Below are 21,702 nucleotides of genomic sequence, written 5' to 3' on the forward strand. Positions count from 1 at the left end.
AAGTGAGAAATTATGGCCCTACCAACTATTGCCATTGTAGGACGTCCCAATGTTGGAAAATCAACCCTATTTAATCGGATCGCTGGTGAGCGAATCTCCATTGTAGAAGATGTCGAAGGAGTGACACGTGACCGTATCTATGCGACGGGTGAGTGGCTCAATCGTTCGTTTAGCATGATTGATACAGGAGGAATCGATGATGTCGATGCTCCTTTCATGGAACAAATCAAGCACCAGGCAGAAATTGCCATGGAAGAAGCTGATGTTATCGTCTTTGTCGTGTCTGGTAAGGAAGGAATTACCGATGCGGACGAATACGTAGCCCGTAAGCTTTATAAGACCCACAAACCCGTTATCCTTGCAGTTAACAAGGTGGACAACCCTGAGATGCGAAATGATATTTATGATTTCTATGCCCTCGGTTTGGGTGAACCACTGCCTATCTCATCTGTCCATGGTATCGGTACAGGGGATGTGCTAGACGCTATTGTAGAAAATCTTCCAAATGAATATGAAGAAGAAAACCCAGATGTGATTAAGTTTAGCTTGATTGGTCGTCCCAACGTTGGAAAATCAAGCTTGATTAACGCTATCTTGGGAGAAGACCGTGTCATTGCTAGTCCAGTTGCTGGAACAACACGTGACGCTATTGATACCCACTTTACAGATACAGATGGTCAAGAGTTTACCATGATTGATACAGCTGGTATGCGTAAATCTGGTAAGGTTTATGAAAATACTGAGAAATACTCTGTCATGCGTGCCATGCGTGCTATTGACCGCTCTGATGTGGTCTTGATGGTCATCAATGCGGAAGAAGGCATTCGTGAATACGACAAGCGTATCGCAGGATTTGCCCATGAAGCTGGTAAAGGGATGATTATCGTGGTCAACAAGTGGGATACACTTGAAAAAGACAACCACACTATGAAAAACTGGGAAGAAGATATTCGTGAGCAGTTCCAATACCTGCCTTACGCACCGATTATCTTTGTATCCGCTTTGACCAAGCAACGTCTTCACAAACTGCCTGAGATGATCAAGCAAATCAGTGAAAGTCAAAACACACGTATCCCATCAGCTGTCTTGAACGATGTGATTATGGATGCTATTGCCATCAACCCAACACCGACAGACAAAGGAAAACGCCTCAAGATTTTCTATGCGACCCAAGTGGCAACCAAACCACCGACCTTTGTTATCTTTGTCAACGAAGAAGAACTCATGCACTTTTCTTACCTGCGTTTCTTGGAAAATCAAATCCGCAAGGCCTTTGTCTTTGAGGGAACTCCAATCCATCTCATCGCAAGAAAGCGTAAATAAAAAAGTAGAATCTGGAATGACATTTCCAGATTTTTTTGATATAATAAAATAATAGAAAACGCTATCAAAAAGGAGGTGTCGATGAAACATTTGTTTAAATTTATAATCTTATTTCCCTGGTTTTACTTTTTCAATTGGATTGAAAAGGATAATAGAGAAAGTAAATTTTTCCCAATTTTTTACTATTTTTACTGGTTTTACATCCCCCTCTATGCTCTTTTTAGCCTTGCTTGGACAGTTATTTCAGTTCTGTTTTTCAATATCGTCTTGAGAAATTTGACAGATATCAAGTTATGGGGCATTTGGTTTCTTTTTATTCTGCTAGCTATTGGTCTGAATAGGTTAACCTATTTCTGTTTCAAAAAAATGCTTCGCTTGAGACGAGAACTGGGGAAGTCTAAAGCAGGGAGACATTGATTTACATCGGTTTTTATTTTTAGGAGGTGGCTTATGGCACATCTAAAATCATTTATTACACGCTATTCCAAGGTTTATATTGGTTTAGTTTTGCTGATCTGGATTGCTTTCTTCTTTGTTCCTTGGGATAAACCAGTTCTGGGAATATCTATCAATCTCTTAATCATGCAGAAAGTTTTACTAGTTTTTGGAATTCTGTCGATTTTGATGGCCTTGCTGTCCAAGAAAGTCAGTCTCTTTGTTTTTGGATTGATCTGCTGTTTTTCTCTTTGGATAAATCTATTTATCCTATTTGCGATTTTGCCGATTTTTGTTGGCAATTAAATCATCATAAAAGTCAGAGAGGTTAGCTTGGAAACTAGCCTCTTTTTCCTTTTCAAAATGGGGATTCTTCCTTGAAAATAATCAGTAATTGTGCTAAAATTAAAAGAACATTCTAAAATATTCGGAATTTAAAGTAAGGAAAAACATGGCTAATATTTTAAAAACAATTATCGAAAATGATAAAGGAGAAATCCGTCGTCTGGAAAAGATGGCTGACAAGGTTTTCAAATACGAAGACCAAATGGCTGCTTTGACTGACGACCAACTAAAAGCAAAAACAGTTGAATTTAAAGAACGTTATCAAAATGGAGAATCACTGGATTCATTGCTTTATGAAGCATTTGCGGTTGTCCGTGAGGGTGCCAAACGTGTCCTAGGTCTCTTCCCTTATAAAGTTCAGGTCATGGGTGGAATCGTTCTTCACCATGGTGACGTGCCAGAGATGCGTACAGGGGAAGGGAAAACCTTGACTGCGACCATGCCCGTATACCTCAATGCCCTTTCAGGTAAAGGGGTCCACGTAGTTACGGTCAATGAATACCTATCAGAACGTGACGCGACTGAAATGGGTGAATTGTACTCATGGCTTGGCTTGTCAGTAGGGATTAACTTGGCTGCCAAATCTCCAATGGAGAAAAAAGAAGCCTATGAGTGTGATATTACTTACTCAACTAACTCAGAAATCGGATTTGACTACCTTCGTGATAACATGGTCGTTCGTGCTGAAAACATGGTACAACGCCCGCTTAACTATGCCTTGGTCGATGAGGTTGACTCTATCTTGATTGACGAGGCCCGTACACCTTTGATCGTATCAGGTGCTAATGCGGTTGAAACTAGTCAGCTCTACCACATGGCAGACCACTATGTAAAATCTTTGGACAAAGACGACTACATCATCGATGTGCAGTCTAAAACTATTGGTTTGTCTGATTCAGGGATTGACAAGGCTGAAAGCTACTTCAAGCTTGAAAACCTCTATGATATCGAAAACGTAGCTTTGACTCACTTTATCGATAATGCCCTTCGTGCCAACTACATCATGCTTCTCGATATTGACTATGTGGTGAGCGAAGAGCAAGAAATCTTGATCGTTGACCAATTTACAGGTCGTACCATGGAAGGTCGTCGTTATTCTGATGGATTGCACCAAGCTATTGAAGCTAAAGAAGGTGTGCCAATCCAGGATGAGACCAAGACATCTGCCTCAATCACTTACCAAAACCTTTTCCGTATGTACAAGAAATTGTCTGGTATGACGGGTACAGGTAAGACTGAGGAAGAAGAATTCCGTGAAATTTACAACATTCGTGTTATTCCAATCCCAACCAACCGTCCTGTTCAACGTATTGACCACTCAGACCTACTTTATGCAAGTATCGAGGCTAAGTTTAAGGCGGTTGTCGAAGATGTTAAGGCCCGTTACCAAAAAGGTCAGCCTGTCTTGGTTGGTACAGTAGCGGTTGAAACCAGTGACTATATTTCTAAGAAATTAGTCGCAGCTGGTGTTCCTCACGAAGTCTTGAATGCTAAGAACCACTATAAAGAAGCCCAAATTATCATGAATGCTGGTCAACGTGGTGCCGTTACTATCGCAACCAACATGGCCGGTCGTGGTACCGACATCAAGCTTGGTGAAGGGGTTCGCGAATTGGGTGGACTTTGTGTTATTGGTACAGAGCGCCATGAAAGCCGTCGTATCGATAACCAGCTTCGTGGACGTTCAGGTCGTCAAGGAGACCCAGGTGAGTCACAATTCTACCTCTCTCTTGAAGATGATTTGATGAAACGTTTTGGTTCTGAACGCTTGAAGGGAATCTTTGAACGTTTGAATATGTCTGAAGAGGCGATTGAGTCTCGTATGTTGACACGTCAGGTCGAAGCAGCGCAAAAACGTGTCGAAGGAAATAACTACGATACCCGTAAACAAGTCCTTCAATACGACGATGTCATGCGTGAACAACGTGAGATTATCTATGCTCAACGTTACGATGTCATCACTGCAGATCGTGACTTGGCACCTGAAATTCAGGCTATGATCAAACGCACGATTGGTCGTGTCGTTGATGGTCATGCGCGTGCGAAACAAGATGAAAAACTAGAAGCAATTTTGAACTTTGCTAAGTACAACTTGCTTCCTGAAGATTCAATTACGATGGAAGACTTGTCAGGCTTGTCTGATAAGGCTATTAAGGAAGAACTCTTCCAACGTGCCTTGCAAGTTTACGATAGTCAGGTTTCAAAACTACGCGATGAAGAAGCAGTTAAAGAATTCCAAAAAGTTTTGATTCTACGAGTGGTGGATAACAAGTGGACAGATCATATCGATGCCCTTGATCAATTGCGTAACGCGGTTGGACTTCGTGGCTATGCTCAGAACAACCCTGTTGTTGAGTATCAGGCAGAAGGTTTCCGTATGTTTAATGACATGATTGGTTCGATTGAGTTTGATGTGACACGCTTGATGATGAAAGCACAAATTCATGAGCAAGAAAGACCACAGGCAGAACGCCATATCAGTACAACAGCGACTCGTAATATTGCTGCCCACCAAGCAAGTATGCCAGAAGATTTGGATTTGAGCCAGATTGGACGCAATGAACTTTGCCCATGTGGTTCTGGTAAGAAGTTTAAAAACTGTCACGGTAAAAGACAATAAAATGAGATAGTTTAGAGGCGGATACCTTGTGAAAAGTAAATTTTTACTTGGTATCCGTTTGCTTTATAAGGAGATGAGTTATGGTATTTACAGCAAAAAGTCCTAAAATCAATATTGAAGAAGTTCGTGCCTTATCAAAATTAGAAGGTCAGGCTTTGGAGAGAAAATCACAGCGCGATCAAGAGCTAGAAGCCATTATACGTGGAGAAGACCAGCGAATTCTCTTGGTAATCGGACCATGCTCATCTGACAATGAAGAAGCTGTCCTTGAGTACGCTAAGCGTTTGGCAGCCTTGCAAGAAGAAGTATCAGACCGTATCTTTATGGTTATGCGTGTTTATACTGCCAAACCTCGTACCAACGGAGATGGATACAAGGGCTTGATTCACCAGCCTAACGCGACAGAAGCCCCTAGTCTTATCAACGGAATCAAAGCTGTTCGCCATCTTCATTATCGTGTCATCACGGAAACAGGTATGACAACAGCTGATGAAATGCTTTATCCTGAAAATCTGCCGCTTGTAGATGATTTGATTTCTTATATGGCGGTTGGTGCTCGTTCAGTTGAAGACCAGCAACATCGCTTTGTGGCAAGTGGGGCAGGATTTTCGACTGGTTTTAAAAATCCAACCTCTGGAAATCTCAATGTTATGTTTAATGGGATTTATGCTGCTCAAAACAAACAAAGCTTCCTTTTCCTAGGAAAAGAAGTGGAAACAACTGGTAATCCGCTTTCGCACGCCATTCTTCGTGGTGCTCTTAATGAGTATGGAAAAAATATTCCCAACTACTACTATGATAATTTGATAGATACCATTGCCCAGTATGAGAAAATGGGCTTGGAAAATCCTTTTATCATCATTGATACCAATCATGACAATTCTGGCAAGCAGTATATGGAACAAATCCGAATTGTCCGCCAGACCTTGATTAACCGTGCTTGGAATGAAAAAATTAAGCAGTTCGTTCGTGGTTTTATGATTGAGTCTTATCTGGAAGATGGTCGACAAAATGAGCCAGAAGTATTTGGCAAGTCTATCACAGACCCTTGCCTGGGTTGGGATAACACAGAAGCCCTTGTCAGAGAAATTTACAAAACGTTAGGAGAATAAGATGGCATTTATTGAAAAAGGTCAAGAAATTGATATGGAAGTCATCAAGGCTGAAACCCAATTGTCTGCGGAAGCCTTGAGACTCAAGGAAAGCCGTGACAGAGAATTGGCAGACATCATTTCAGGGGAAGATGACCGTATCCTTTTGGTGATTGGTCCTTGCTCTTCTGACAATGAAGAGGCAGTCTTGGAATATGCTCGCCGTTTATCCGCCTTGCAAAAGAAGGTGGCGGATAAGATTTTCATGGTCATGCGCGTTTATACTGCGAAACCTCGGACTAACGGAGACGGTTATAAAGGTTTGGTGCACCAGCCAGATACTTCTAAGGCTCCAAGCCTGATTAACGGCTTGCAGGCTGTGCGCCAGTTGCACTACCGCGTGATTACAGAGACTGGTTTGACAACGGCAGATGAGATGCTTTATCCGTCAAATCTCATCTTGGTGGATGACTTGGTCAGCTACCATGCCGTTGGAGCTCGTTCTGTGGAAGACCAAGAGCACCGATTTGTGGCTTCTGGGATTGATGCACCAGTAGGGATGAAAAATCCAACCTCAGGAAATTTGGGTGTTATGTTTAACGCCATCTATGCTGCTCAAAACAAGCAAACCTTCCTTTATCATGGGCAGGAAGTTGAAACTTCAGGAAATCCCTTGTCCCATGTCATCCTCCGTGGAGCAGTCAACGAGTATGGCAATTATATGCCGAATTACTACTATGAAAACCTACTCCAAGCCATTGAACGTTATGAGACAATGGGACTTGAAAATCTTTTTATCCTCATCGACACCAACCATGATAACTCAGGCAAGCAATATATGGAGCAGATTCGAATTGTTCGCCAGACCTTGCAAAATCGTGATTGGAACGAGAAAATCAAAAAGACGGTTCGAGGCTTTATGATTGAATCTTATCTAGCAGATGGTCGTCAAAACCAACCAGAGGTCTTCGGTTGTTCCATTACCGACCCTTGTCTAGGTTGGGAAAATACAGAGGCTTTGGTAGAAGAAATTTATGCTACCTTGACAAAATAAGTGAAAAGGATGGAGTTGGGGAATCTCAACTCCTTTTGATGAGAATGATAGTTGGACACGGAATTGATATCGAAGAATTGGCTTCGATAGAAAGAGCAGTTACACGACATGAAGGCTTTGCTAAGCGCGTGCTGACCGCTAAGGAAATGGAACGCTTCACCAGTCTTAAAGGGCGCAGACAAATCGAATATTTAGCTGGTCGCTGGTCGGCTAAGGAGGCCTTTTCCAAGGCCATAGGAACGGGTATTGGCAAGCTCGGTTTTCAGGATTTAGAAGTCTTGAACAATGAACGCGGGGCGCCTTATTTTAGTCGGTCACCATTTTCAGGAAAGATTTGGCTGTCTATCAGCCACACAGATCAGTTTGTGACAGCCAGTGTCATTTTGGAGGAAAATCATGAAAGCTAGTCCACATAGACCAACCAAGGCTCTGATTCATCTGGGAGCTATTCGACACAATATTCAACAAATGGGGGCTCATATCCCTCAAGGAACGCTCAAATTTGCAGTGGTCAAGGCCAATGCCTATGGGCATGGAGCTGTTGCCGTTGTGACGGCTATTCAAGATGATGTCGATGGTTTTTGCGTTTCCAATATCGATGAAGCCATTGAACTCAGACAGGCTGGACTGAGCAAGCCAATCCTCATTTTAGGAGTTTCTGAGCTAGAAGTTGTTGCTCTAGCTAAAGAATATGACATCACCTTGACTGTGGCTGGACTGGAGTGGATTCAAGCACTCTTAGATAAGGAAGAAGACCTAACTGGATTGACAGTTCACCTCAAGATTGACTCAGGAATGGGACGGATTGGTTTTCGAGAGGCTAGTGAAGCCGAGCAGGCTCAAGATTTGCTCCAACAACATGGTGCTCGTGTTGAAGGGATTTTTACCCACTTTGCTACTGCAGACGAGAAATCAGATGACTACTTTAATGCCCAGTTAGAACGGTTTAAAACTATTTTAGCTAGTATGAAAGGTCTTCCAGACTTGGTTCATGCTAGCAATTCTGCAACGACCCTTTGGCATGCAGAGACTATTTTCAATGCGGTCCGTATGGGAGATGCTATGTATGGTCTTAACCCTAGCGGAGAGGTTTTGGACTTACCTTATGACTTGAAACCAGCCTTGACCTTGGAATCTGCCTTGGTTCACGTCAAGACAGTCCCAGCTGGAGCTTGTATGGGCTATGGAGCTACCTATCAGGCGGATAGCGAGCAAGTCATCGCGACGGTGCCAATCGGATATGCGGATGGATGGACACGAGATATGCAGAATTTCTCTGTCTTGGTAGATGGCCAAGCTTGCCCAATTGTCGGCAGGGTTTCGATGGACCAAATCACCATTCGTCTGCCTAAGCTTTATCCGCTAGGAACAAAAGTAACCTTGATCGGCACCAACGGCGACAAGGAAATCACAGCAACTCAGGTAGCAACCTACCGTGGGACTATTAACTATGAGGTGGTTTGTCTTCTCAGTGACCGCATTCCGAGAGAATATTATTAGAAAAGAAAGGAGTGGAGCATGAATCTACATCAACCCTTGCATGTCTTATCTGGTGTGGGACCAAAATCAGCAGAAAAATACGCTAAACTAGGAATTGAAAACTTGCAAGACCTCTTGCTCTACTTTCCTTTCCGATATGAAGATTTCAAGACTAAGCAGGTTCTGGAGCTAGAAGACGGAGAAAAGGCGGTTCTGTCTGGTCAAGTTGTGACTCCTGCCAGTGTCCAGTATTATGGTTTCAAGCGCAATCGTCTGCGCTTTAGCCTAAAGCAGGGAGAAGTCGTTTTTGCAGTGAACTTCTTTAACCAGCCCTATCTGGCTGATAAGATAGAGTTGGGAGCAACCCTTGCTGTCTTTGGAAAATGGGATCGTTCCAAGGCTAGTCTGACTGGGATGAAGGTACTGGCTCAGGTGGAAGATGACCTCCAGCCTGTCTATCGTCTGGCTCAAGGAATCAGTCAGGCCAGTTTGGTTAAGGTCATTAAGACAGCCTTTGATCAGGGACTGGACCTCTTGATAGAGGAAAATCTTCCCCAGTCTTTGCTGGACAAATACAAACTCATGTCCCGTTGTCAGGCAGTCCGAGCTATGCATTTTCCTAAGGATTTAGCAGAATACAAGCAGGCCCTTCGCCGTATCAAGTTTGAGGAACTCTTTTACTTCCAAACGCAATTGCAGACGCTCAAGTCTGAAAATAGAGTTCAGGGAAGTGGTCTGGTTCTGAATTGGTCTCAGGAAAAAGTGACAGCTGTCAAAGAAAGCTTGCCTTTTGCCTTGACTCAAGCTCAGGAAAAGAGTTTGCAGGAAATTTTGACAGACATGAAGTCCGACCACCATATGAATCGTCTCCTACAAGGAGATGTGGGGAGCGGGAAAACGGTAGTCGCTGGCTTGGCTATGTATGCGACAGTGACAGCTGGCTACCAGGCTGCTCTCATGGTGCCAACAGAAATCCTTGCAGAGCAACATTTTGAGAGTTTACAGAATCTCTTTCCAGACTTGCAACTGGCTCTCTTGACAGGTTCCTTGAAAGCTGCAGAAAAGAGGGAAGTTTTGGAGACTATTTCCATGGGTGAGGCTGATTTGATTATCGGAACCCACGCTCTGATACAAGATGGGGTGGATTATGCTCGTTTGGGCTTGATTATCATCGATGAGCAGCACCGTTTTGGTGTGGGGCAAAGGCGTATTTTACGGGAAAAAGGGGACAATCCAGATGTCCTCATGATGACGGCGACTCCCATTCCACGGACGCTGGCTATCACAGCCTTTGGAGATATGGATGTTTCCATTATTGACCAGATGCCAGCAGGACGGAAGCCTATTGTGACTCGCTGGATCAAACATGAGCAACTACCTCAGGTCTTGACTTGGTTAGAGGGGGAAATCCAAAAAGGTTCCCAAGCCTATGTCATCTCTCCCTTGATTGAAGAATCAGAAGCTCTGGATTTGAAAAATGCCATTGCCTTATCAGAAGAGTTGACAGCTCATTTTGCAGGTAAGGCAGAGGTGGCTCTTCTACATGGTAAGATGAAGAGTGATGAAAAAGACCAGATTATGCAGGAGTTCAAGGAGAGAAAAACAGATATTCTGGTTTCGACGACGGTTATTGAGGTTGGGGTTAATATTCCCAATGCGACCGTCATGATTATCATGGATGCGGATCGCTTCGGGCTTAGCCAGCTTCACCAGCTCAGAGGTCGTGTCGGTCGGGGGGACAAGCAGTCCTATGCTGTTCTAGTGGCAAATCCCAAGACGGATTCTGGGAAAGATCGCATGCGCATCATGACAGAAACGACCAACGGATTTGTCCTTGCGGAGGAAGATTTGAAAATGCGTGGTTCAGGTGAAATTTTTGGAACCAGACAGTCAGGACTTCCAGAATTCCAAGTGGCTGATATTATCGAAGATTTTCCAATTTTAGAAGAAGCCAGAAAGGTTGCTAGCTACATTAGTTCGATAGAAGGCTGGCAAGAGGATCCAGAGTGGCGCATGATTGCCCTTCATTTGGAAAAGAAAGAACATCTAGATTAAGCTTTCTCTAAGGAAAACTTAAGCTAGCTTTCAGGTTTGCCCCTTATACTAGAGTCATCAAAAAGAAACGAGGACTCTCATATGACAGTAACGATTAAAGTAAATTACCAAACTACTTTCCAAAAGAAGGAAGCAACAAACTAAGATTGAATAAAGGAAGAAGAGCGTAACTGCTCTTTTTTCGTTACACAGAAGCTTGGCAAGAGGATCCAGAGTGGCGCATGATTGCTCTTCATCTGGAAAAGAAAGAACATTTAGATTAAGCTTTCTCTAAGGAAAACTTAAGCTAGCTTTCAGGTTTGACCCTTATACTAGAGTCATCAAAAAGAAACGAGGACTCTCACATGACAGTAACGATTAAAGTAAATTACCAAACCACTTTCCAGAAGAAAGAAGCAACAAAATAATATAAATATAAGAAAGGGCGGAAATGCTCTTTTTATTTTTATGAAATAATCGGCTATAAATCAAACTTAGTCAAGTGATAAAAAGATATTAGTTTTCCAGTCTATTTACTCTTTGACGGAAGCTTGATATAATGACCCCATCTGAATAAGGAGGAGTGAAAAGAATGTTAGAAACAAGAACGATTGCTATCCAGGATAGGTATGGAGAACGCTTCCAGCATTGTTGGGGTTGCGGCCCAAAGAATGATTTGGGTTTACATTTAAAAACCTATCCAAGTCTGGATGGGGAGCGTTGTATTAGTCGGATAAAGCTTGAAAATGCTTATACTGGCGGAGTTCCATCAAATGTCTTTGGAGGAATGATAGCGACTATTTTTGATTGCCATGGTACGGCGTCAGCAGCTTGGTTTGCCCATCATCAAAAAGGTTTGGAATTGACAGACGAAACAGTTATCGGTCGCTTCATCACAGCTCATTTAGAAGTTGATTATCTTAGCCCAACCCCAATTGACGATGAAATTGTCGTCATTTCTACTCTGGAGGAATTAGGGGAAAGAAAGGCAATTATTTCTATGGAAATGTCAGTGGCGGGTAAAGTCCGTGCAAAATCCAAAATGGTAGCAGTAGCTGTGAAGGATCATATGTAAGACTGAATACTAGAAGTTTAAGATTACCTTCAGATGATAGCTTTGAAGAAAGAAAGGCTAAATTCACTTTCTATTTACCCTTCTTTCTTGCATTGATTACATAGATATGCTACAGTTGTGGTAGCGATTACAAAATAAAAGGAGCATGCTATGAAAAATCCAGCTTTGTTAGAAGAAATGAAGACTTATCTAGGAAGGGATGAGGTTCCAGAAGACTTTGATGCTTTCTGGGATGAGGAAGTGAAAAAAGTTTCCACGCTTCCAGCCTATCAGTTGGAGGAAAGAAATTTCCACATTACGCAAGTCAAGTGCTATGAGTTAACGTTTGAAGGAACTAATGAAGGCAAGGTCTATGCACGCGTTGTTCTTCCAAAGAGTGAGGAGAAGGTTCCACTAATCTTCCATTTCCATGGTTATATGGGACGTGGTTGGGATTGGGCAGACATGCTGGCCTTCACCGTGGCTGGTTACGGTGTTGTTTCAATGGATGTGCGGGGGCAGTCAGGTTATTCACAAGACGGTTTGCGTTCTCCTTTAGGAAATACGGTTAAAGGGCATATCATCCGTGGGGCTGTGGAAGGTCGGGCTCACCTCTTTTATAAGGATGTTTATCTGGATATTTACCAGTTGATCGAAATTGTTGCCAGTCTGCATGAGGTAGATGAGAAGCGACTTTCCAGCTATGGTGCTTCTCAAGGTGGTGCTCTAGCCTTGGTTGCAGCAGCGCTCAATCCTCGAATTCAGAAAACAGTTGCCATCTATCCCTTCTTGTCAGACTTCAGACGAGTGCTTGAGATTGGGAATACCAGTGAGGCTTATGATGAACTTTTCCGTTATTTCAAGTTCCACGATCCTTTTCATGAAACTGAGGAGGAAATCATGGCGACCCTGGCCTATATCGATGTGAAAAATCTTGCCCATCGTATCAAGGGTGAGGTCAAGATGATTACGGGCTTGGATGATGATGTTTGCTATCCTATTACCCAGTTTGCGATTTATAATCGTCTGACCTGTGATAAGGTCTATCGTATCATGCCTGAGTATGCTCACGAAGCCATGAATGTCTTTGTCAATGACCAAGTCTACAACTGGCTCTGTGGGAGTGAGATTCCTTTTAAATATCTAAAATAAGGAGTCGACTCTAAACACAAAATATTAAAAATCACAAACACGCATAGTATCAGGTGTTGAACAAGCTTGATACTATGCGTTTTATCATGAAAATATTTATAGAATTTTTTGTTGCTAGCTTTGTCAAATTGCTTAAAATATTTTTTTCAGAAAGTAAAAGCCGATACCTATCGAGTAGGGGAAATCTTGCTATCGTCAGGCTTGTCTGTAGGTGTTAATACTTTCCAAAAATCTCTTCAAACTACGTCAGCTCTACCTGCAATCTCAAAACAGTGTTTTGAGCGCCCTGCGGCTAGATTCCTAGCTTGGTCTTTGATTTTCATTGAGTATAAAAAAAGATGAGTCTCTGTTTTCTTTTTATGGACTATAAATGTTCAGCTGAAACTACTTTCAAGAAGATTATTCTATAAAAGAATTTATTGAAACTAAAATCTATTATACTACACTATATTGAAAGCGTTTTAGAAATGAGGTATAATAAATTTGCTAACACTTATAAAAAGTGATAGAATCTTATCTTTATGTATATTTAAAGATAGATTGCTGTAGAAATAGTAGCAGCTATGCGAAATGACAGATAGAGAGAAGGGATTGAAGCTTAGAAAAGGGGAATAATATGATATTTAAGGCATTCAAGACAAAAAAGCAGAGAAAAAGACAAGTTGAACTACTTTTGACAGTTTTTTTCGACAGTTTTCTGATTGATTTATTTCTTCACTTATTTGGGATTGTCCCCTTTAAGCTGGATAAGATTCTGATTGTGAGCTTGATTATATTTCCCATTATTTCTATAAGTATTTATGCCTACGAAAAGCTATTTGAAAAAGTGTTCGATAAGGATTGAGCAGGAAGTATGGTGTAAATAGCATAAGCTGATGTCCAATAATTTGCTTATAAAGAGATATTTTAGTTTAATTGCAGCGGTGTCCTGGTAGATAAACTAGATTGGCAGGAGTCTGATTGGAGAAAGGAGAGGGGGAAATTGACACCGATTTGATATAGTTTGTTTAGTTCATTTTTGTCATTTAAATGAACTGTAGTAAAAGAAAGTTAAGAAAAGACAAACTAAGTGCATTTTCTGGAGTAAATGTCTTATTTCAGAAATCGGGATATAGATATAGAGAGGATCAGTATGAATCGGAGTGTTCAAGAACGTAAGTGTCGTTATAGCATTAGGAAACTATCGGTAGGAGCGGTTTCTATGATTGTAGGAGCAGTGGTATTTGGAACGTCTCCTGTTTTAGCTCAAGAAGGGGCAATTGAGCAACCTCTGGCAAATGAAACTCAACTTTCGGGGGGGGGGGAGCTCAACCCTAACTGATACAGAAAAGAGCCAGCCTTCTGAGAAGGGAGAAAATATAACTCTTCCTGCAGAGCATGTAGAGTCTGTTTCAGAGACTGAACTTTCTGGCAATGAGCAAGAACATGAAGACAAGCAAGAAGAAAAAATTCCAAGAGATTACTATGCACGAGATTTAGAAAATGTCGAAACAGTGATAGAAAAAGATGACTTAGAGACGAATGATTCAAACGAAAAAAGAGTAGACTTGTCTGATGAATTAGAGAAAGTAAAGGGACTCCAAAATGCAACTGTTCATGTGGAGTTCAAACCGGCTGCTGATGGTCCTAGTTTTTACAATCTCTTTTCTGCTTCCAGTACAACTAAAGTAAATGAGTACTTTACAATGGCAATCAATAATGGGACAGCTTTGATAGAGGGACGTGGAGCTGATGGTAGTCAATTTTATGGAAGTTATACAGATGCGCCTTTGAAGATTAGACCAGGCAAGTATAATTCGGTTACTTTTACTGTTGAAAGACCAAGTCAGACTAGACCAGATGGTCAGGTTCGTCTTTATGTGAATGGTGTATTATCTCGTACGAATAAAAAGTCAGGGAAATTCCTGGCAGATATGCCAGATGTAGACAAACTCCAGTTAGGTGCAACTAATAGAGCAGGAGAACTGAAGTGGGGCTCAGATCTTTCTATTCGTAATCTGACTGTATACAATCGTGCTCTAACTCCAGAGGAAGTCAAAAAACGTAGCCAGTTATTTGATGTGACAGATATTGAACCGTCACTTCCTGAAGGAGCTGTCTTGACAGAAAAGCAAGAGTTGTTTATGAGTGGTGTCAATGATAAGCCCAATAATGAAGGAATTAAGAGTTATCGGATTCCAGCTTTGCTACGTACGGATAAAGGAACATTACTAGCTGGAGCAGATCAGCGTCGTCTCCATCATTCTGACTGGGGAGATATTGCTATGGTCGTTAGAAGAAGTGAGGATGGGGGAACTACTTGGCAGCCAACCTTAACCTTGACCAATCTGCGAGACAATCCAGAAGCAAAAGATCCACAGGCACCATCTCCACTTAATATCGATATGGTCTTGGTTCAAGATCCTACCACAAAGAGAATTTTTTCAATCTACGATATGTTTCCAGAAGGTCGAGCTGTCTTTGGAATGCCAAACAAACCTCAAAAAGCTTATCAACAAGTTGGAGACAAGCACTATCAATTACTATATAAACAAGGGGAAAATCAAGCATATACTGTCCGAGAAAACGGAGAAGTATATGATGCAAATAATCAAAAAACAGATTATCGTGTTGTAGTGGATCCAAAAGAAGAAGCCTACAGAGATAAGGGCGACCTCTATAAAGGAGAAGAGCTTCTTGGGAATATCTACTTTGCTCAATCTGCTAAAAATCCATTTCGTGTAGCCTATACGAGCTATTTGTGGCTTTCCTATAGTGATGATGATGGGAAAACATGGTCGCAACCAAGAGATATTACACCATCAATTCGCCAAGATTGGATGAAATTTTTAGGAACAGGTCCAGGTACAGGAATTGTGCTTAGAACAGGAGAGCACAAGGGTCGTATCTTAGTTCCTACTTATACCACCAATGCCATCTCCCATCTAAGCGGATCCCAGTCTTCTCGTTTGATTTATTCAGATGACCATGGAGAAACATGGCAGGCTGGAGCTGCTGTCAATGATGATAGGACGGTAGGTAGAAGGAAAATTCATTCCTCAACTATGAATAATAGTCCTGCCCAAAATACAGAGTCAGTTGCTGTGCAGTTAAATAATGGTGATGTGAAGCTCTTTATGAGAGGGTTAACGGGTGATTTACAGGTTGCCACAAGTAAAGATGGTGGGCAAACTTGGGACAAGGAAATCAAGAGATACAATCAGGTTAAAGATGTTTATGTCCAAATGGCTGCTATTCACACCATGCATAAAGGAAAAGAATACATCATTTTAACCAATTCAGGAGGACCTAAACGGACGAATGGAATGGCTCATTTGGCTCGTGTAGAGGACAACGGAGACTTGACTTGGTTACATCATAGACCAATTCAAAAAGGAGAGTTTGCCTATAATTCGCTTCAAGAATTAGGAAATGGTGAATATGGTATCTTGTATGAACATACTGAAAAAGGACAAAATGCCTATACCCTATCATTTAGAAAATTTAATTGGGACTTTTTAACAAAAGATCCGGTATATCCAACGAGTGTAACTATCAGGGAAGTTCGTAAATTGGAAACAGAAGAAGAGGATGCAGAACAAGGCATCTTAGCTATGCAATTTGATTCTGAGGTACTAGTCAATGCTATTCCGACTTTGACTTTAGCGAATGGACACAAAGCTACCTTCTTGACACAAGCAGATCAAAAAACTCTACTTTTTACCTTTAATAAAGAAGATGCAGGTCAAGAAATTACAGGTCTATTGGCCGGTGGAATTGACAGTATGCATGATTTACCAGTTACACTAGCTGGTAGTAGAATTCCTGAAGATGCGAAAGAAAATCCTGTCGAGACCATGAATACAGTAAGAGAAGGTCTATCTGAGGAGATGACAGAAAGGAAGTCAGAGAAGGATAAATTATCTTTGGAGTCTTCAGATAGAATAGTAGCAAACTCTCCTCTTACTTCTCTTGCTCCTCGTTACCTCCAATCTTATGTAGGAGATGTTACTTTAACTCCTCTTAAAACTGAGACCAAAGTTCCAGTAACGACTGGTTGGAAGCAAGAAAATGGTGCGTGGTATTTTTATACATCTGCTGGTGAAGTGGTGAAAGGCTGGCATCAGGAAGCGGGTAAATGGTACTACTTGAGTTCTACTGGTGCGATGGCAACTGGTTGGGTGAAAGATGGTAACCAATGGTATTATTTGAGTGAGAGTGGAGCAATGTCTACTGGCTGGGTTGAATCCAGTGGTGTGTGGTACTATCTCAATGCTAACGGTTCAATGGCAATTGGTTGGATAAAAGATGGAGACCATTGGTACTATCAGGAATCATCTGGTGCAATGAAGGTAAATCAATGGTTCCAAGTTGGAGACAAATGGTACTATGTCAATGAAAGCGGAAGATTAGCGGTTAATACTATAGTAGATGGTTATAAAGTGAACTCCAATGGGGAGTGGGTCAACTAGTGGAGCCTTCGATGTTGATGAATAACTGAGACGCGTTTTGTCCGTCATAGAGATTAAAAGTTTATTTAGATAGTTTTCGTAGAAATTTCTACTCTAAGAAAAAATCAATTTAGATGAGCTCCTATTGCCGGGTAAATGACTTGCTAGTCGTAAATAAACTGTATATTTCCGACTGGATACTAATAGTCGCAACTTACCAGTTCGCTTTAAGTGTTAAAATGCATATAGCTAGTTATTGGTTATATGCGTTTTTGTTCGTGATTATTTTATTTCTTGTCTTGGAATATAGGTAAAATTATAGTAAAATAAAATTCTGTAAATCATGTTGGTAGATATACAGGAAGAGGAGTGTATTGTTGACAATACAGCACATAGAATCCAACATGTCCTTATGCTCAAAAAATCAAAGAGCAAATTCGGAAGTTAGCTGTAGCCTGCTCAAAACACGGTTTTGAGGTTGCGGATGAAACTGACGAAGTCAGCTCAAAACACGGTTTTGAGGTTGCGGATGAAACTGACGAAGTCAGCCCAAAACACGGTTTTGAGGTTGCGGATGAAACTGACGAAGTCAGTAACCATACACGGCAAGGTTGATATGGCTTAAAGAGTATGGATCAATTATCACTTATTTGAAGATTTTAAAAGATTGTAAGCTATTATATCTGGATAAATAAGTATTAGAAACTAAAGTGAGGAAAAAGATGTTTTTATATTTAAAGGGTTTAGGAAAATTTCGTAAATCCAAAGCTTATGGTTTAATTGGTTGCTTGACACTATCCGCAGTGATTGGCTTAGCTGCACCAGAGTTACCAGTTATTGGTGGTGAGGTCGTTTATGCTGATGTCATTCAAGGCGGTAGTGATATTCACGATGTGGACGTTCATAGTAAATCTGCAGAAGGTGTTGCTATGACTTATACCACTTATGATAGCGGAACAAGTGGGAAACAAACAGCTTCTGGTAGTGGTGTCTTTGTAGCGCCAAATGTCATGGTAACCGTAGCACACAACTACTATGATAAAAACCAAGAGGATAAGTCGGCGGTCTTACGTGGTGGAGAGTCTGCGCGTAGTTATGTTGTGATGAACTCAGACACAGAGAAGAGCAATAAAGTACCAACATCAGGGGTATCAGAAGCTCTTGAAAAAGACTCTATTCACTTGTATAATGGCAAAGACTTCGGGAAAGACTATAGCAACGACTTAGCAGTAGTGGTAACTAAAAAGCCTGTAGAAGCTATGACAGATGGGGAAGATTCACCAAGAGAGTTGAGTGAAAAAGAGGTTTCTACTGGTGATAAAATCACTATGGTCGGATATCCCAATGATTTTTCTACTCCAAATTTAAGTAAAGAAAATAAAGCTCGATTGAAAGATGGTAAGGCTTATTCAGTCTCAACAACTGTGAGCAGTATCAATAAAGAGAGTGGTGCAGTCACTTATCATTCCTCAGCTTTAGGAGGTTTTTCAGGTGCTCCTTTGTTTAATGATAAGGGAGAGGTAGTCGGTATCCACCAGCACGGAACCAATACTTCAAACGCTCCTGAGAGTGAGCGTATTGGCGGTGGTACTATCTTTACGGAAAAGCACAGAGCTTGGATTCAGTCTATGATTGATAAATATGGTATAACAGGTTGGTTTGTAGAGGGTTCGAATCGATATTATTACGATGAGTATCACAGAGCCTTAAAAGACTTGGAGCAAGAAATTGACGGTGCTTTGTATAGTTTTGATGAAAGAGGTCGAGCTACTTTAATCAAAGGAGAAGAAAAGGGTCGTGTTCTACTTCGAGTGGAAGATACTAAAGGAACTCGCTTGATTTCAGATAAGGTTGTTCAGGAAGGTCCTGTTGGAAGTGGTTTGAATTTTCATTTAAGACAAAATCCAGATTTCAAACAGTTAATATCAACTTCCCCAACAGCTAAAGTTGTATCCTATAACGGAGTGCCAATTAACAAACTAGCAAGTGACACAAGTTGGTCTGATGAATATGTAAGTAAGTTAGCTTTAGGTAATACAATTATAAGAGCGGTAGTGTCTGATGTGATACCAAAGTCTAACTCTGACTTTACTAGAACGGAAGTTGGTAAAGTTGACTTGGGCGGTAAGTCAAACCTGCCTGTGCCTAGTAAAGAGGTTTTAGAAGCTCCGAACGGTTCTACTAATTTCTATGCGACTACTCATATTCAAACTCCTGATGGTTCAGGGTCTGGTACTTTGATTGCACCGAACTTGGTACTGACTGTAGCTCATAACTTTTTAACGACTAAGGGTTCTGAGGTTGTTACGAAGTCAGGTCGCACCAATACAGTATATAAAGCAACTTTACCAAATGGTACTTCTATGAACTTTTCAGATGATGATATTGTTTATTGGAATAAGAAAGATTCAGTATTTGGGTTTAAAAATGACTTAGCCTTGATTCGATTAAAAGAAGAGGTAAAAGGATCAACTCCTGTAGAAGTAGTTCCTGAGTCAACTTTAGTAGAGAAAGGTGAAAAAGTTTCGGTTTATGGTTTCCCTGATGGTCGTTTGTCTCCTGTATTGGATAGTGAAGTTGTAGATACTACTGACTTTGGCTCAGGTATAGAGGGAATTAGTTATGAAGGGACGAAACCCGGAGCGTCTGGTGGCGGTCTTTATAATGACAAAGGCGCTTTAATCGGAGTTCACCAAAACGGTGTTGTAGGAAGTCGCAGTGGTGGTTTAGTCTTATCAAAAGAGCAGCTGGATTGGGTTCGTTCTCATATTGAAGGTCAACCAAAAGACCCTGTCTATGTAAAAGATGAAGTTTTGGTGGATGAGAAGGATAAGGATAAACTTCCTTCAACTCCAAAAGACGAAAAACCAAGTACACCAAACTTGGAGTCTGACAAAGATAAAGTAGAACTTCCTCTCAAACCGCAAAAGGAGCCGAAAACAGAGGTTATTACAACTTACGAGGGTGATAGTACCCTTGAGGTTGGAAAAGAGCGTACAGAGGATACTAAGGGTGAAAAAGAAGGTGTTCCACTTATTTATCGAGTAGTGTATAAAGGAACTCAACCAAAGGTAGAAAAAGAATCGATTGCTTTTGATACTCTTTACCAAGGAGATGAAACAAAAGAGCTTGGTTTCCGTTCAGTTGTAGAGGGTAAAGGAGGGGTGATTACTCGAACTACTACTTATCAAGTAGATAAGTATACAGGAGCGGTATCTTCTCAGGTTTCTGAGAAGAAAATAGCTCCTCAATCCAAGGTGATTACTTTAGGTATTAAACCCAACAGTGTCATAAAAGAACTTCCGATTACAGAGCGTTTTGAGGACTCCGAAGAATTAGAGAAAGGGAAAACGGAGGTTCTTTCTGAGGGGGATGTAGGTAAAGAAGTCACTACGGTGACTTATAAGGTCTTAGCTGATGGAAAGATTATTGAAAATTCTCGTACAGTCAAGGTTACACCTATGAAAGAACGTGTGGTTCGTAAGGGTGTGAAGGAAGTGGTGTCATCGACGGAAGAAAACTCAAGTAATCTCAAAGAGGAAGTGGTATCTCCAGATAAAGTAGAGTTTCTAGTTCCAAAAGATGCGCCGACTAGAGCAGAGTTGCCTGTGTTTAGTGAGGGATTTTCAGAATCAGAGGTTTTAGTATCAGGAGAAAAAACACAAGGAGACCTTGGGAAACCTGTAGTATCTTCAAAAGAACTAGTTCCTGAAAGAGCAGAAGTTCCAGACTTTGTGGCTAAAGTTACAGGTGGAGAAAAATTGACAGTAGAAGGGCACCGAAATGAGAGTAAAATAAAGACTCCATCAAAACAGGAAAGATCATCTAACCCAGAAACCACTGCTCAATTCACAACGAACGGGACAGGTTCGTCATCGTTAACAGCTGTTTTTGGCGTTGAAGCGGATAACATGTCACTTTCTACTGTTGAACATTCTGTTATTACATATAATCAACAAAGAGGATGGCATAAGATAAATAATCAGTGGTATTTTAGAAATTCCAATGGGAAAGAATTAACAGGTTGGATGAAAGAAAATGATGCATGGTATTATTTTGATGCGAATGGAATCATGCAAACCGGTTGGTTACAGGATACAGACGGTAATTGGTATTATCTCAAGGATAATGGCATGATGGAGGTAGGCTGGTTCCAAGATTCAAGTGGCGCGTGGTACTACTTAGGATCATCTGGTCGCATGGAATCCAATACATGGATTTCTTATAAAGGAAAGTGGTACTATATCGATGCTTCGGGGAAACTACTTTTCAATTCGGTAACACCAGACGGTTATAGAGTGAACGAGGACGGGGAATGGATCAACTGATCTTGCTTTATGACCTATTGACGAGCAAGCTAGTAGTATAAAAAACATTAGAATTAATAGTTCAGTAAATGCTAATGACTCTCTAAAATAGTTGATTTTGTGATCTTTTTTGTAAAATAGAGTCTTTAATAAATAATATGGGCAAGATTTATCTCTTTACAAGTGATTAGGGGTAATAGTTTTTAACTTTCTCGCTTCTTTTCACTCTCTTTTCCGAATAAATAGATAGAGCCAGAGAATCTAGTAAACCTAGATTTAAAACTATGGTATAATGAAAGGAGAAGAAATATGACTGTACGTCATCCGGGCATCAGTCCGACCAATGACTTGGTTGCTAAGAAAATCTTTAGCAACCCA

General features: G+C 41.1%; 15 protein-coding genes. All 15 read left to right on the top strand.

Annotated elements, in window-relative coordinates; all coding sequences use genetic code 11:
- Positions 1 to 12 precede the first annotated feature (12 nt).
- The 15 genes from der to WKI23_RS07830 all read left to right on the top strand — a co-directional run bounded on the left by der (position 13) and on the right by WKI23_RS07830 (position 21,345).
- Complete coding sequence (der, locus tag WKI23_RS07760) at positions 13 to 1,323, top strand: ribosome biogenesis GTPase Der (protein ID WP_001207696.1); 1,311 nt, start codon at positions 13 to 15, stop codon at positions 1,321 to 1,323.
- Positions 1,324 to 1,404: 81 nt separating this feature from the next.
- On the top strand, positions 1,405 to 1,740 hold the full coding sequence (locus WKI23_RS07765) for a hypothetical protein (protein ID WP_220053000.1): 336 nt from the start codon (positions 1,405 to 1,407) through the stop codon (positions 1,738 to 1,740).
- A 33-nt stretch (positions 1,741 to 1,773) separates the two neighbouring features.
- Positions 1,774 to 2,064: a hypothetical protein gene (locus tag WKI23_RS07770; protein ID WP_368079512.1), complete on the top strand. Its 291-nt coding sequence runs from the start codon at positions 1,774 to 1,776 to the stop codon at positions 2,062 to 2,064.
- A 145-nt stretch (positions 2,065 to 2,209) separates the two neighbouring features.
- Positions 2,210 to 4,723, top strand: coding sequence for a preprotein translocase subunit SecA (gene secA / locus WKI23_RS07775; protein ID WP_261233381.1), 2,514 nt, complete (start codon positions 2,210 to 2,212; stop codon positions 4,721 to 4,723).
- Between the two features lie 80 nt (positions 4,724 to 4,803).
- Positions 4,804 to 5,835: a 3-deoxy-7-phosphoheptulonate synthase gene (locus WKI23_RS07780; protein ID WP_368079513.1), complete on the top strand. Its 1,032-nt coding sequence runs from the start codon at positions 4,804 to 4,806 to the stop codon at positions 5,833 to 5,835.
- A 1-nt stretch (position 5,836) separates the two neighbouring features.
- Positions 5,837 to 6,868 carry a 3-deoxy-7-phosphoheptulonate synthase gene (locus WKI23_RS07785; RefSeq protein WP_368079514.1) on the top strand — a complete coding sequence of 344 codons (1,032 nt, stop codon included), beginning with the start codon at positions 5,837 to 5,839 and terminating at the stop codon, positions 6,866 to 6,868.
- A 44-nt stretch (positions 6,869 to 6,912) separates the two neighbouring features.
- Positions 6,913 to 7,275 carry a holo-ACP synthase gene (gene acpS, locus WKI23_RS07790; RefSeq protein ID WP_368079522.1) on the top strand — a complete coding sequence of 121 codons (363 nt, stop codon included), beginning with the start codon at positions 6,913 to 6,915 and terminating at the stop codon, positions 7,273 to 7,275.
- Entirely contained in the window at positions 7,265 to 8,368 is a 1,104-nt protein-coding gene (gene alr, locus WKI23_RS07795; protein WP_368079515.1) for an alanine racemase, read from the top strand. Before acpS ends, alr begins: the two co-directional genes overlap by 11 nt.
- Positions 8,369 to 8,386: 18 nt before the next feature.
- The gene (recG, locus tag WKI23_RS07800; RefSeq protein WP_368079516.1) at positions 8,387 to 10,402 is read left to right on the top strand and encodes an ATP-dependent DNA helicase RecG; all 2,016 of its coding nucleotides are present in this window, start codon (positions 8,387 to 8,389) and stop codon (positions 10,400 to 10,402) included.
- Positions 10,403 to 10,973: 571 nt separating this feature from the next.
- Complete coding sequence (locus WKI23_RS07805) at positions 10,974 to 11,456, top strand: PaaI family thioesterase (protein ID WP_368079517.1); 483 nt, start codon at positions 10,974 to 10,976, stop codon at positions 11,454 to 11,456.
- Positions 11,457 to 11,606: 150 nt separating this feature from the next.
- Positions 11,607 to 12,587 carry an acetylxylan esterase gene (locus WKI23_RS07810; protein ID WP_368079518.1) on the top strand — a complete coding sequence of 327 codons (981 nt, stop codon included), beginning with the start codon at positions 11,607 to 11,609 and terminating at the stop codon, positions 12,585 to 12,587.
- Between the two features lie 616 nt (positions 12,588 to 13,203).
- Positions 13,204 to 13,431 carry a hypothetical protein gene (locus WKI23_RS07815; protein WP_050234264.1) on the top strand — a complete coding sequence of 76 codons (228 nt, stop codon included), beginning with the start codon at positions 13,204 to 13,206 and terminating at the stop codon, positions 13,429 to 13,431.
- 288 nt (positions 13,432 to 13,719) lie between these two features.
- The gene (locus WKI23_RS07820) at positions 13,720 to 13,908 is read left to right on the top strand and encodes a YSIRK-type signal peptide-containing protein (protein ID WP_368079519.1); all 189 of its coding nucleotides are present in this window, start codon (positions 13,720 to 13,722) and stop codon (positions 13,906 to 13,908) included.
- Positions 13,865 to 17,038, top strand: coding sequence for a sialidase domain-containing protein (locus WKI23_RS07825; RefSeq protein WP_368079520.1), 3,174 nt, complete (start codon positions 13,865 to 13,867; stop codon positions 17,036 to 17,038). The genes WKI23_RS07820 and WKI23_RS07825 overlap by 44 nt, the downstream gene beginning before the upstream one ends.
- A 701-nt stretch (positions 17,039 to 17,739) precedes the next feature.
- Positions 17,740 to 21,345, top strand: a complete 3,606-nt coding sequence (locus tag WKI23_RS07830; RefSeq protein ID WP_368079521.1) for a trypsin-like peptidase domain-containing protein — start codon at positions 17,740 to 17,742, stop codon at positions 21,343 to 21,345.
- Positions 21,346 to 21,702 lie beyond the last annotated feature (357 nt).

Origin of the sequence: Streptococcus pseudopneumoniae (assembly GCF_038148955.1) — a bacterium.
Classification (GTDB): Bacteria; Bacillota; Bacilli; order Lactobacillales; family Streptococcaceae; genus Streptococcus; species Streptococcus pseudopneumoniae_T.

Bases quoted from the DNA above. Each gene is read 5' to 3' on its own strand.
- der (WP_001207696.1), top strand. From the start codon at position 13: ATGGCCCTACCAACTATTGCCATTGTAGGACGTCCCAATGTTGGAAAA.
- WKI23_RS07765 (WP_220053000.1), top strand. From the start codon at position 1,405: ATGAAACATTTGTTTAAATTTATAATCTTATTTCCCTGGTTTTACTTT.
- WKI23_RS07770 (WP_368079512.1), top strand. From the start codon at position 1,774: ATGGCACATCTAAAATCATTTATTACACGCTATTCCAAGGTTTATATT.
- secA (WP_261233381.1), top strand. From the start codon at position 2,210: ATGGCTAATATTTTAAAAACAATTATCGAAAATGATAAAGGAGAAATC.
- WKI23_RS07780 (WP_368079513.1), top strand. From the start codon at position 4,804: ATGGTATTTACAGCAAAAAGTCCTAAAATCAATATTGAAGAAGTTCGT.
- WKI23_RS07785 (WP_368079514.1), top strand. From the start codon at position 5,837: ATGGCATTTATTGAAAAAGGTCAAGAAATTGATATGGAAGTCATCAAG.
- acpS (WP_368079522.1), top strand. From the start codon at position 6,913: ATGATAGTTGGACACGGAATTGATATCGAAGAATTGGCTTCGATAGAA.
- alr (WP_368079515.1), top strand. From the start codon at position 7,265: ATGAAAGCTAGTCCACATAGACCAACCAAGGCTCTGATTCATCTGGGA.
- recG (WP_368079516.1), top strand. From the start codon at position 8,387: ATGAATCTACATCAACCCTTGCATGTCTTATCTGGTGTGGGACCAAAA.
- WKI23_RS07805 (WP_368079517.1), top strand. From the start codon at position 10,974: ATGTTAGAAACAAGAACGATTGCTATCCAGGATAGGTATGGAGAACGC.
- WKI23_RS07810 (WP_368079518.1), top strand. From the start codon at position 11,607: ATGAAAAATCCAGCTTTGTTAGAAGAAATGAAGACTTATCTAGGAAGG.
- WKI23_RS07815 (WP_050234264.1), top strand. From the start codon at position 13,204: ATGATATTTAAGGCATTCAAGACAAAAAAGCAGAGAAAAAGACAAGTT.
- WKI23_RS07820 (WP_368079519.1), top strand. From the start codon at position 13,720: ATGAATCGGAGTGTTCAAGAACGTAAGTGTCGTTATAGCATTAGGAAA.
- WKI23_RS07825 (WP_368079520.1), top strand. From the start codon at position 13,865: ATGAAACTCAACTTTCGGGGGGGGGGGAGCTCAACCCTAACTGATACA.
- WKI23_RS07830 (WP_368079521.1), top strand. From the start codon at position 17,740: ATGTTTTTATATTTAAAGGGTTTAGGAAAATTTCGTAAATCCAAAGCT.